Source organism: Rhodoblastus sp. (genome assembly GCF_052145335.1).
Classification (GTDB): Bacteria; Pseudomonadota; Alphaproteobacteria; order Rhizobiales; family Beijerinckiaceae; genus Rhodoblastus.
On record NZ_JBKQOU010000335.1, the window covers coordinates 1 to 11,909 of the forward strand.

An 11,909-nucleotide genomic window follows, 5' to 3' on the forward strand; every position below is an offset into this window, starting at 1 on the left:
ACCGTGTTCGAAATCGAGCAGCACGGCCTGCGACGGTTCTCCCGGCCCGCGATCCCAACGCAAGAAGGGCGTTAGATAATAGACGCCAAGGCACAGGCAAAGCAGCTTCCATTTGATCCTTCGCATCCGGCCCATCACCGATTGCGGCACGACGGGCGCTTGTCCAAGCGCAGCCGCCTTGCGATTTTTTCGAGCTGAGTGGCTGATGTCTATAGCGACCATGCGTGTTTCGAACGACCGGAGTTCCAGGGAATCACCTGTTCTCGATACTCCCTGCTCGCACTCGGATGATTGCGCGCCGGCAAACTGCGCCGATTTTTCGACGCGGCGGCGAGGCTGGTCTCAACCGGAGGCGTCTTCGATCGCCGCTGGACCTAGCAGCATGTTGCTGCGTGCGCCGCCGAACGTCGCCAGGCGTGCGACCATTTTTCCTGAGAAATGCTGTGCTTCCTCCATCAGCGCCTCATCGCGCGCCCGCTCGGCGATCGACGCGTAGCGGTCGAAACTCTCTTCAATAATCCGCAATCCGTCGGCGGCGCTTCGCAATTTCGGCACGGAACCGGCTGGGATAGTGTCGGCGCATCGCGCCTCTTCTTCCGAGAGGCGTTGGAAAATTGCCGCATCCGCATTCTCGCCCCTGAAATGAAGCTCCGCGGCCAGCGCTGCGTGCGCTGCCGCCGCTTCCGCGTCCCAGCGTCGCGCCAGAACTCGAAGATCGTCGACATTTTCGGGCATTTCAAAGGTCGCGGGCCGTTTCGCATGAAAAGCGCGGCGGCGGTATTGCCGCAGCAGCGCCGCGTGCTGCAATTCGTCCCGCGCCAAATTTTCCGCCAGAGCGCGGATTTCGGAATCTTCGGCTTCGGCGGACAGATAGCTGTAAAAAGCGAAGGCGCGCTCCTCGTTGCGGACGGCAAACGCAAGTGCTTGATAAGCGCCGAGTTCGGCGCCCCGCGATTCGTCCTCGTCATAACCTGGCGGCGTCTCCCATTTCGCGCGCGAAAGATCCGGCTTATGGCCGAGCCGCGCAAGACTCCGGTCGCCGATCTGGCTGGCGTGCCGATCTTCCATTCCGGCGAGCATGTCGAACAGCGCGGTCATTTCCATATCGCCCTGACGCGCCATGCGCGCGGCGAGGCTGCGATATCGGGATGCCGCCTCCTGCTCCAGCGCCTCCGCGACGGCGAGAAGGTCGTCGGTGGACCTCACTCGAACATTGACTTGTCCCGTGTCGCCCATGGTCCGCTCCTCGAAGCCAATCACCGAATTGTCGTAACCCGCTCAAGCTCGCTGAACGAAACGAGAGCCGTCCGGGCGGACGAAATGCGCGACCAAGCCGAGTTTGCGGACGATGGGCGCAGTCGCCTCCTCGGGCATCAGGCTGAAGGCGGTTGAAAGCGCGTCTGCCTCGGCGGCGGTCGCAGCCTCAACGGAAACAGAAAGCCAGCGCCAACTCGTGTGGCCGGTCTGAGGCTCGAAAAGATGATTGAAACGCCCGGCTGGATCGAACATCGTTCCGTAACCGCCAGACGTCGACACGGCCCGATCCGCGAGGGCAATGCGCTCTGCAATCTGCTTAGGCGCGCGAGGATCCGCCAGTCCTACAGACCAGGGTTCGCCTTTCGGATGCGACCCAAGCGCATAGGTTTCTCCCATATCGACCATCGCGTGCTCCACGCCGCCGGCGCGCAGCACATCCACGACGCGGTCAGTGACATAGCCCTGCCCGATCCCATTTAGCGTGATGCTCATCGCTGGTCGCGTCAGACGAATTCGCGCCGCATCCACTTCCAGCGCGTCCTGTCCGACGCGCGCGACGGCCGCCGCCAGCGCCTTTGCGGCAGGACCGTCCGGCGAGGCTTCGGGTCTGGAAAAATGTGCCGTGTAAAGGTCCCAAAGCGGTTGCACCGTCACGTCGAAAGCGCCTGCCGTCAGATCGCCATAGCGCCGACTTTCAGACAGCGCCTGCACCAGATCGAATGGAGGATTTTCGATGGCGCCGTCGCGATTCAGGCGCGAGATCGCGCTATCCAGGCGATACAGGCTCAACTCATTTTCCAGCCGCTCCACTTCCACAAGGCTTGCCGCGATCAGTCGGTCGGCGGTCGCAGGATCGGGGTGATGGATTTGCAGGGTGGCGTCGGCGCCCAACGCGGCGCCGGACCAGACACGGAGAAGAGAATTTGCCGACGGCCCCGCGCGCGCTGCTACGAAAGGCAAGAGGGGCAGCCCGCCAGCGGCGGCGGTAATGGCGATAAAGCGTCGGCGCGTGGGATGCATCCTTATTCTCCCGACTTCGAAGCCAGAATGTAGTCGCGTGGCATATCGTCGAAGCTTACGATCCTGCCGCCCTCGATCGCAGCGAACTTTTGCGCGGCGACGGCCGTCCCGAAGGGAATGGCCTCGTCGCTGTTCATCCCGCTCCTGCGGCGGCTGCCGATGACGAAAAAAGCCTGGTTCGCCTCGACCCACAGACCGGGTTCCGGCTGGTCCCAGTTTTTTGCCCTCGCCATGTCGTTGACATAGACCGCGACGATCGCCTTCGGCATTTCGGGCAGCATGAGAAACGCGAAGGCGTCGCGGACGGTAGCGAACCAATAGGGATCTGGCAGGCCGCGAATGAAAATCTGGGCTTTGGGACCCGCGTGCTCGTTCAGCGACATGCCGCAGAACTGCGCGACCGATCTGTCCGATACTTCACGTGGCGAGGGCGCGCCGGCGGCGTCGCGATCCTGCTTGCAGGACGCCAGCACTGGCGTCGCCAGCAATGCGAGCAGAAAGCTCCTGCGTTTCATACTTGTCTCCGCGCAAAAAGGACGACAGAGGCGATCAACGGCGCGACCATCCATGCGGCGAGAGCGCCAATCAGCGCCGAAGGTCCAAGGCCCGCCTGGGCGCCAAGCCCCGCGACACCGGCATGGCCGCCGACGTCATTGGTCGCCGTCAGATTGAGCAGGCGATAAACGTCGGCAGGGTTGAGAAGCAGCAAGGTGTTCAGCACGTGGGGCGTCACGTTGCGGCCCTGATCGACGACCAGCCCCCCGAGCAGCGCCATGTCATAGAGCAACACGAAGAACAGCCAGACGCCAATCGCGATCCCGCCGGCCGTTCCGCGATCGCGAACCAAAGTGCTGATCAAATAGCCGATGGCGATGAATACGCCGCCAAGCAATCCGGAAGTCGCAATCATGAAAGCGAAGGCCGCCCAGGCGTGGGAATCGTCGTTTCCAGCCCATTGCGCAGCCAGTCCAGCGAAGCCGTAGCCGATCACAGTAGCGAAGAACAGGATGGCGAGATGACCGAAAAATTTTCCAAGCAAGACCTGCCAGCGCGCCACCGGATAAGACAGCAGCAAGGCCATCGTGCCGCGATCGATCTCGCCGACAATCGCATCGTATGAAAGCAGCAACGCGATCAGGGGGATCAGAAAAATCGTCAGGCTGGAGAGGCTGACGATCGTCACCGCGAGTACGCCGACCTTGACGGAGCCGGTGGGCGCCGAACCCAGGAAGGCGAGCGTGAGCGCCAATGCCGCGAGCAAAGCCGTTGTCGCTAGAACCCAACGGTTCCGCAACCCGTCACGCCATTCCTTGCCGACAATGATGAAGATCTGCCTCACGCGGCCCCCTTTTGGAATTCCGCATAAAGTTCGTCGAGCGTCGGACGCAGGATTTCGATTTGCTGCGCCGAGCCCGGAAGGCTGCGCAAAATTGCGGCGACTTCTTCTTCAGCGCAGGATCGTTCCAGTTGACCGTCCGAGGTCCGTGACCAACCAGAAATTGCACCCGATTCTAGCCTATCGGCCCGGAAGCGGATGCGCGGGCGGATCGCCGCGATATTGCGAAGCTCGGCGATGCCTCCGTCCGCGACCTTCCGTCCGCGATTCATTACCACCACCCGATCGACTTGCCCTTCCAGCTCGGCGAGCGCATGCGACGACAGCAGCACCATCGCGCCGTCGCGGCGCAGATCGCCGATGATCTCGTAAAAATTCTGCCGCAACGCCGGGTCGAGGCCTGTCGTCGGTTCATCAAGCAACAGGGCGCGCGGATTGCCGAGCAGCGCCTGAGCCAGCCCGAGACGCTGGCGCATTCCCTTCGAATAAGTCCCAACCCGACGATTCGCCACCGCTGCGATGCCGACCCGTTCGAGCAACGCGGCGTTTCCAGCCACTGGCTGGTTTTTGAGACGCGCGTAGAAACGAAGAGTCTCGACCCCGGTCAATGAAGGATGCAGCGCGACATTTTCAGGCAAGTAGCCCAGGTTGCGCCGCGCCAGAGCCGCCGCTCCAGCCGAAGGATCGACCCCGAGAACCTGAACATCGCCGCTGGTCGGGCGCGCCAGTCCGAGCATCATCTTGATCAGCGTCGTTTTGCCGGCGCCATTATGCCCGACCAGGCCGACGCATTCTCCCGCGCGCAGGTTGAGATCGACGGCGTTTACGGCGACCTGCGCCCCATATTTGCGCGTGACGGCGCGCAGCACTACAATGTCCTGGCTGATGGATTCGTGTCTCATGGCGCCAACTTTTGCAGCGACGCGGGACGCGGCGGCTTCATCAGCGGCGCGGTGTCAATGACCCCGCCCGGGTGGATAGCCGGAAATTGCGCTTGCGCCCAGCGCACCACCTGGACCGCCGGGCTGTTCAGCAAAAGCTTGGCGGCAGGGGCGCGCCAGATGACCTGATCCATCAAATTATTGGGGCGGTAGGTCGTATCGGCGATGCCGTCACCATTCAGATCAAAGGCGGGGTTGTCGCTGTAATAATTGCCCCGCCCATGCACCGACCAGTCCAGCAGCTTTGTGCCGACATACATCACCTGCGTTCGATTGTTGACGAAGGCGTTGTCGGTAATTTCATTACGCTCCGAACCGGCCGTGAAGTGAATGCCAATGTTGCATCCTTCGAACCAATTGCCGGAAAAACGATTCTTATTGGCGTTGTAGATGAAAACGCATTTGTCGCTGCCGCGCGTGGCGTTGTCCTCGACGCGCGAATTGTTGGCATAGTTGAAGAGCAGGCCGTGATCGCGGTCTTTATCAGAGACGTTGTCGCGAACGTCTAGGCGATCCGAATACATCATCACATAGCCGACGTCGTTGCCGACCGACAAATTCCCGACCACGTCGCTGTCGTTGGTGTACATGAAATGCACCGCGAAACGCATGTCGTGGAAAGTGTTGCCGCGCACAATATTGTGGTTGCTCGACACCGAAAACACGCCGTCGCGGCCGGACCGAAAATCATTGTCGACGATCGCTGAACCCGGCGTGTTCCACAAGGAAACGGAAGGGCCGCGTTCGGTCCTCCGCAGCCGCTGCAAGCCGACAATCTTGTTATGCCGGACCATCGCGTCATGCGGCCCGTCCAGATAGATCGCGATCAGATTATCGGAAAATCGGTTGTCTTCGATATGCGCGCGGTCGCCCGTGCGATCGACGAAAATGCCGGAGTTCTTGTCGATCAGCGTAAGCCCGGATCGTTGAATGGTCAGGCCGCGAATGGTCGCGTCCGGCGCCACGATCGTAATGACGTTGCCGGTTTCATTGCCGTCGAGCGTGGCGCCGGGCTCCCCGTCGATCGTCAGTCCCGGCTTGTCGATGACGATCCCGCCCCTGAAGACGCCCTTGGCCAGACGCAGCGTATCACCCGGCGCCGCTTGAGAGAGCGCCTCGGCGACGCTCCCTCCCTTGCCCACGGGAATGATCGCCGCCCGCGCGTCCGCCGTCGCCAGGACGGTCGCGGCGACAAGCGTCGCCATCAGCGGAACGCGTGAACGGTTCATGGTCAGCCCTGCTTGGGATGCACCAGCATGCGCCCAGACATTTCCATGTGCAAGGCGTGGCAGAACCACTGGCAATACCACCAATGGACGCCGGGCCGGTCGGCCTTGAACGTCACCGAGGCCGTCATGTGCGGACTGATCTCCATGGCGACGCCGTAGCGCACAATGGTGAAGCCGTGCGTCAGGTTTTCGACATCGTCCATGTTGGTCAGGAAGACGGTGACTTCGTCGCCTTCGTTGACATCGAATTTTTCGAGGCTGTATTTGGGCGCATTCGAATGCATATAGACGCGCACCTTATTGCCGTCGCGAATGACGTTGGCCGCCTCTTCCAGCTTGACGCCGTCCTTCGCCGCCCATTTACGCGCATCCTCGAACATCGGATCGTCGCGGTTGTAGATGCTGATCGGATTAATCTTCGAGCGGTGTACGATGCACAGATCATGAGGCTCGGCGAAAGCGGCTCCGTCATGAACGATCTTCATTTCATCGCCCGATATGTCGATGAGCTGGTCGTTATTCGGCTTCAACGGGCCGACATTGATGAACCGATCCTTGGAGAATTTGTTCAACGACACCAGCCATTTGCCGTCGGCGTCCTTGGTTTCGCCCATCGACGTGTGATTGTGTCCCGGCTGATAATGCACGTCCATTTTTTGCAGGATGGGGTCGACCTTTTCGCCCGCAAAGGCTTTCCTGGCCTTGTCGATGTTCCATTTCACCATCTGACTGTCAATGAACAGTGTCGTGTAGGCGTTGCCATGCGCGTCAAAAGCCGTGTGCAACGGACCAAGGCCCAGCTCCGGCTCGGCGACTATGACATCGCGCTCCTTGATCTTGGAGTCGAAGAGGTCATCGAGCTTGCGCACGTCAATGACGCTGACCGTCGGCGAAAGCTTGCCGTTGATGACGACATGAATGCCGTCTGGCGCGGTGTTGCAACCATGCGGCGAATTGGGGATCGGAATATAGCGCGTATATTTCGAGCCATGCCGCCCATCGACGATTTTCACGCCGTTGGTGACCTTGTAATCGCCGTCCTTGATCGCCTGTTCAATGCGCTTGATGTTGAAGACCACCGCCCACGCCTGTTCGTGGTCGGTCATCGCATCGGTGGTGACGGCCTTGTTTGGGTTGTAGCAGGTGGAGAAGGCATATTTGCCTTGGTAATCGCAGTCTGTGTTGTCAAGGTTGCCGTCGACGAGCACCTGCCAAGCGACTTCCATCTTGTCGCCGTCAATCGCCGTATAGACCGACCAGTAATTTTTCGGATCGTCGAGGACAGTTCCGTCATTGGGGATGGGTATGATGTGTTCGCTGTTGGCGAAGACATAGCCGGTGCGCGGATATTTCTGCGGGCGCAAGCCATGGATATCGGAGGCGTTGGGGACTTCGATGATCTTGTCAGTCTTGAAAATATCCAGCCTGATGCGCGCGACGCGGCAATTGGCCTTGTCGTTGACGAACAGATAGCGCCCGTCGTAGGTGCCATCGGTGAACGAGACGTGCGGATGATGCAGGTCGCCATTGAGATAGACGCCGCCGCGCGTCTCCAGATATTTCTTGCTGGGAGGCAGAAGTCCTTCGGTGAGAATTTTCCGGCTTTCGTTGGTCAGTCCCCATCCCGTGGCGCTGTCGCGGTTGAAGACGGGGATGCGAACGAGTTCGCGCATCGACGGCATGCCGAAAACGCGGACTTCGCCGGTTTGGCCAGAACTGCCGAAACCATAATATTCATCCAAGTCGCCGGGCTTGACCTCGGCGTTTTCCGTTGCCGCGCGCGCCTGTTGCACGAAATTTAGATAGGCGGCGCCGCCTGACAAGGCCGTAGCGCTGACAACGGCCGTTCCTCCCAAAATGCCGCGACGGCTGACGCTCGGGCTGGAATCAGCTGCCTGGGGGTCGTTTTTATGCTCGGTCATGGTTTTCTCCCTCGGTATCAGTTCTTTGCGAACCAAAATCAAATTGACTTGATGGCGATCGCATCCGCGTTCACGGCGCGTGTTGGTCGGCGGCCCGTGCGGAGATTTTGGCTTTGGGCGGAAGAGGAACGTGGGAAGCGCCGGCGTTGGACGAAGCTGAGTGTCTTTCCCGTTTAAGACGACGCTGGATCATCACCGGGCATTTCTGGTCGTGGTGATAAAGCATCTGGCAATGCAGGCACTGAATACATTCGTTGGGGTTGATGTGCCCTTCAGGATGGATCGCCTGCACGGGACATTCATTGCCGCATCTCTGACAGGGACTGCCGCATTCGCGATAGCGCCTGAGCCAATCGAACAAGCGCAGGCGCGATGGTATCGCGAGGGCGGCGCCCATGGGACAGAGGTAACGGCAGAACGCACGTTCGACGAACAGGCTCGACGCGACCATCGCCCCAGCATAGAGGACGAAAGGCCACTGGCGCGCGAAACGCAGGATGATCGCGGTCTTGAACGGCTCGACTTCCGACATCCGTTCGGCGAGGCCCAGATCACTCAGCGATATGCCGAACAAGACAAGAAAGACGATGTATTTGAGCGCGGTCAGCCGCTGATGGACGCCAAATGAAATCTTCAGCTGTGGAATTTTCAGGCGTCGCGCGAGGCGATTGGTCAGCTCCTGCAAGGCGCCAAACGGGCACAGCCAACCGCAATAGGCGCCGCGGTTCCAAAACAGCAGGGACGCGGCGGCGGCGAACCACATTATGAAGATCAGCGGCGCCATCAGGAAATAATCCCAGCGAAAATCTGTCCGCAGGGCGCTGAGGAAGGCGAGGACGTTGACGACAGACAATTGCGCCTGCGCCAGCCAGCCGATCCAAACCAACGTGAACACCAGGAAACTCAAGCGAAGCCGGTCATATAAGAGCGGCCGTAATACGAGCCAGTCCTGAAAGAAGAAGATCAGGGTGAGCAGGCCGAGAGCTGCGAGCAGCACGCCGATCTGGAAAGTTTTCGCTCTCCACATCGCATGCCACATGGGCGGTTCGGAAGATTGCGCCGCCGCTGCTATCGAAGACGTCGGCGCGGTCCTAGTAACTGCGGCGGGCGTCGGAAGCGGCTTGAGATAAGCTTCCGGCAATTGGTAATTCACGTTGAAGGTCAGGAACGCTTTGTCGCGTGCGCCGTAGGCGCGTTGCGCCAGCAGCTGCAATCGCCAGGGCTGGATGGGTTCGAAGCTCGTTCCGACCGGCACGCGGAACAGGTCGACGTCCTTGAAATTGGGAGCGCCAGCGGCGCGAATATCGCCAATACGCGTGTGGTCGCGATCGCGAAAGCGGATGCTGGCGTCGCCCTGCAAAATCTCAAATCGATCGAATATGCCGCCGCGCACATAACCCGAGCCCTTGAACGAATAGGCGCCGTTCGATGCGACGAGGATCGCCTGCTGACCAGGCGCCAACGTCTTTTGCAATGAGGCGTAGCCTTCCTCGCCGAGGAGGCTCTTGCCTATCGCGGGGATGGAGACGGGAGCGACATAAAGATCGATGAAGGAGGTCGTGGGGTCTTCGGCTTCGGGGTGTTGGACGCCATTTTCATTGCCAATGCGCCGAAACGCCTCGGTGACGTCTCCAACCGACAAGCTCAGGCGGCGCACCGCGCCCTCGCCGACGAGCGCGCCCCAGTCGGCGGGCGCGACATGCGACGGGTCCAATTCGCGAACCTCCGTACTTTTTTCCGCCGGCCCCCCCATGCCCTGCGCCTTCGCCACTTTGATGGCGGCGCGAACCATGCTTTCGGCGATGACGGTCACGGTCACGGTGGCGCCGCTGACAATATCCACAGCTGGGCGATCGGACGGAGCGGAATGGCTCAGCGCCAGAACATCGCGCCCGACGTAACCGCGAATGAAGGTCTCGATGCGCTCCAGGGGAATGCCGACGAGGACGATCGGCTCGTGATGCGCCATCAGGCGCGCGCCGGCGATTTTTCCATCCGTCGACAGGGCTTCGAGGATCTGGATCGGCTGGCCCGAATAGCCGGTCGAATTAACCCAATCGGCGTTGATGAAGGCGTAGCCAAGCAGCCGATCGCCGGCAAAAATCCTTGCGACGGGAGGACTCCCTTCCATTGCTCCGTAATGCTCGGCTCCTGGCGCGAGTTCGCCGGCCGGAACCTGCCCGAGGAAATCTTTCAGCGGGCTGTCGAGAGCCAAACAGGGGGAAGCGGCCGCCAGCCACAACAGCAACGCCAAAAATTTTCGGAAGAGGCTTGCGAATTTCGGCACCATCCGTTCCGTCCAATCTGAACTGCTCGCGACCACGCACCCTCTCGCACAGGCCAAGTGCGAAAGGTCTTCAGCGGGCGGGGAGTTGGGCCGCGCCTTGAGGACGCGGCTTGTTTGCCGACCTACTTGAGGGTCGCGAGATAAGCGATCACATTCGCGCGATCTTCAGGTTTTGGAAGACCGGCAAACGCCATTTTGTTACCCGGCACCACCGCCTTCGGATCGGCCAGATAGGCGTCAAGAGTCGCATCGTCCCAAGTCTTGCCGGCGCCTTTCATGGCGTCGGAATAATTGAACCCGGGCGCCGAGGCCGAAGGACGGCCGACGACGCCGAACAGCGACGGCCCGAGGCCATTTTTTCCCGCGACGGCCGTGTGGCAGACCGCACATTTATTGAAGACCTTCTTGCCGGCGTCAGCATCGCCGGCCGCGCTCGCCGCAGAGGCGAAGCTAAGACTTGCAAGGGCGATGGCGGAGACAATGACGAACTTCATCGAGTGAATTCCCTGTTTGCATTGGGCTGAGCCGTTTTGACGCGACCGTTGCTTGTCTAACAGTCCCGGCCTCCAGAATTATAATGTGACCGTCTTATTTGGCTCCGTTTTGCAAGCGGCGGCAAGCGTCCAACAGCCGCCCACCGGACGAAATTTACTGCAAAACAGCAGTTCTGAATTAAAACAATTGAATTGTTGATGCATATCATCTGATTTTAAACGCATTTCAGAACCTGAATTTGGAAAAATTCGGTGCGCACTTGATAAAGATCAACTGCGCTCATTCGCCGCCGGACTCGACAAAATGCTCCACCAATTTGTTTGACCGCACATTCCCGTCCGAAAAGCCGTTCAAATTATGCGGAACGTGGTCTAGGGGGCTCTATTGCGTATGGGAGAAAAGGAAAGAATGATGCGCGAAATGGAAATGAGCGCCCTTGCTCAGCACAAGGTTTTCTTCGGGTGTCGGCGGGAAACTGTCGAGCTTTTGCTTCGGGGCGCATTCCTGCAAAAATTTCCGGCGCGTCTTGAACTCGCCCGCGAAGGCGATCGAGCGGATTTCCTGCACGTCGTGATCGACGGACTTGTCGAGATTTATGCGACGTATTTCGAACGTGAAACGACGCTCGAAGTAATCGGACCGCCGAACATATTCATCGTCGCAAGCGTCGTACTCGATCGCATAAACCTCAGGTCGGCGCGCGTGCTCGAACCGGCCAAAATGCTGCTGATTCCAGCGTTGGCTGTTCGCGAGGCCATGGTCGAGGACGGCGCGTTTGCAACGACCGTCGCCGCGGAACTCGCTAACTCGGATCGCAGCAACGTCAGGGAGTTGAAGAACCAAAAGCTGCGGTCCAGCCTTGAACGACTGGCGGCCTGGATTGTCCTTCGCGATCGAGAGTCTGGCAGGACGCATCGCTTTGCGATTCCATTCGAAAAGAAAGTCCTTGCCGCCCGCGTAGGGATCGTTCCGGAAGCGCTTTCGCGCAGCTTCGCCACGCTCGCGAAATATAATGTTGTTGTCACGGGCTCCGAAGTCGAAATCCTTGAGCCAGACGCGCTCGAACGACTTGCCAAGCTAGACCCACTCATTGACGATCCAAATGCCTGAGTCTGAACCGCTGGCGCCGTTGAAATCAAAAAGCGCACTCCATCGACGAACAAGAAACGCAGAACTCCTTCCTTGCAAGCTCTCGTAATCGGCGTATGCGTGAAAGTCCGCTTTGAGCAATTGCTTGGGGCATAAGGCAATTACGTCGAAAGACCGCCTTGGGTCACGATGAGACCTACGCGGATAGCCCGGCGGACGGCAGCTTCAATGGGCTTGTGGACGTTAGTCGTCGATCTCGGCAACAAAAGCGCAAAGGCCCTAGCAGCGAAAATTGCGGGCATTATTGCGGGTATCTTTAAAATCATATTTATT

At 59.6% G+C, this 11,909-nt stretch carries 10 protein-coding genes and 1 pseudogene; 1 reads left to right on the top strand and 10 read right to left on the bottom strand.

The window, feature by feature from the left end:
• The 10 genes and pseudogenes from ACLP2E_RS20490 to ACLP2E_RS20535 form a co-directional block, all read right to left on the bottom strand.
• Positions 1-222: pseudogene (locus tag ACLP2E_RS20490) on the bottom strand (cytochrome c oxidase accessory protein CcoG); the annotation flags it as partial.
• 120 nt (positions 223-342) lie between these two features.
• Positions 343-1,236 carry a ferritin-like domain-containing protein gene (locus ACLP2E_RS20495; RefSeq protein WP_442463533.1) on the bottom strand — a complete coding sequence of 298 codons (894 nt, stop codon included), beginning with the start codon at positions 1,234-1,236 and terminating at the stop codon, positions 343-345.
• 42 nt (positions 1,237-1,278) lie between these two features.
• On the bottom strand, positions 1,279-2,277 hold the full coding sequence (locus ACLP2E_RS20500) for an FAD:protein FMN transferase (RefSeq protein WP_442463534.1): 999 nt from the start codon (positions 2,275-2,277) through the stop codon (positions 1,279-1,281).
• Between the two features lie 2 nt (positions 2,278-2,279).
• Positions 2,280-2,792: a nitrous oxide reductase accessory protein NosL gene (locus tag ACLP2E_RS20505; RefSeq protein WP_442466957.1), complete on the bottom strand. Its 513-nt coding sequence runs from the start codon at positions 2,790-2,792 to the stop codon at positions 2,280-2,282.
• The gene (locus ACLP2E_RS20510) at positions 2,789-3,616 is read right to left on the bottom strand and encodes an ABC transporter permease (RefSeq protein WP_442466958.1); all 828 of its coding nucleotides are present in this window, start codon (positions 3,614-3,616) and stop codon (positions 2,789-2,791) included. Before ACLP2E_RS20510 ends, ACLP2E_RS20505 begins: the two co-directional genes overlap by 4 nt.
• A complete protein-coding gene (locus ACLP2E_RS20515; RefSeq protein WP_442466959.1) occupies positions 3,613-4,515 on the bottom strand; it encodes an ABC transporter ATP-binding protein in 903 nt (300 codons plus the stop codon). Before ACLP2E_RS20515 ends, ACLP2E_RS20510 begins: the two co-directional genes overlap by 4 nt.
• Entirely contained in the window at positions 4,512-5,783 is a 1,272-nt protein-coding gene (locus ACLP2E_RS20520) for a nitrous oxide reductase family maturation protein NosD (protein ID WP_442463538.1), read from the bottom strand. The genes ACLP2E_RS20515 and ACLP2E_RS20520 overlap by 4 nt, the downstream gene beginning before the upstream one ends.
• 2 nt (positions 5,784-5,785) lie before the next feature.
• Entirely contained in the window at positions 5,786-7,705 is a 1,920-nt protein-coding gene (gene nosZ, locus ACLP2E_RS20525; protein WP_442466960.1) for a TAT-dependent nitrous-oxide reductase, read from the bottom strand.
• 70 nt (positions 7,706-7,775) lie between these two features.
• Positions 7,776-9,995, bottom strand: coding sequence for a 4Fe-4S binding protein (locus tag ACLP2E_RS20530; protein WP_442463540.1), 2,220 nt, complete (start codon positions 9,993-9,995; stop codon positions 7,776-7,778).
• 119 nt (positions 9,996-10,114) lie between these two features.
• Entirely contained in the window at positions 10,115-10,486 is a 372-nt protein-coding gene (locus ACLP2E_RS20535) for a c-type cytochrome (protein ID WP_442463541.1), read from the bottom strand.
• Between the two features lie 412 nt (positions 10,487-10,898).
• Here ACLP2E_RS20535 and ACLP2E_RS20540 point away from each other — a divergent pair, with 412 nt between their 5' ends.
• Positions 10,899-11,597, top strand: a complete 699-nt coding sequence (locus ACLP2E_RS20540; RefSeq protein WP_442466961.1) for a helix-turn-helix domain-containing protein — start codon at positions 10,899-10,901, stop codon at positions 11,595-11,597.
• The last annotated feature ends 312 nt before the right edge of the window (positions 11,598-11,909 follow it).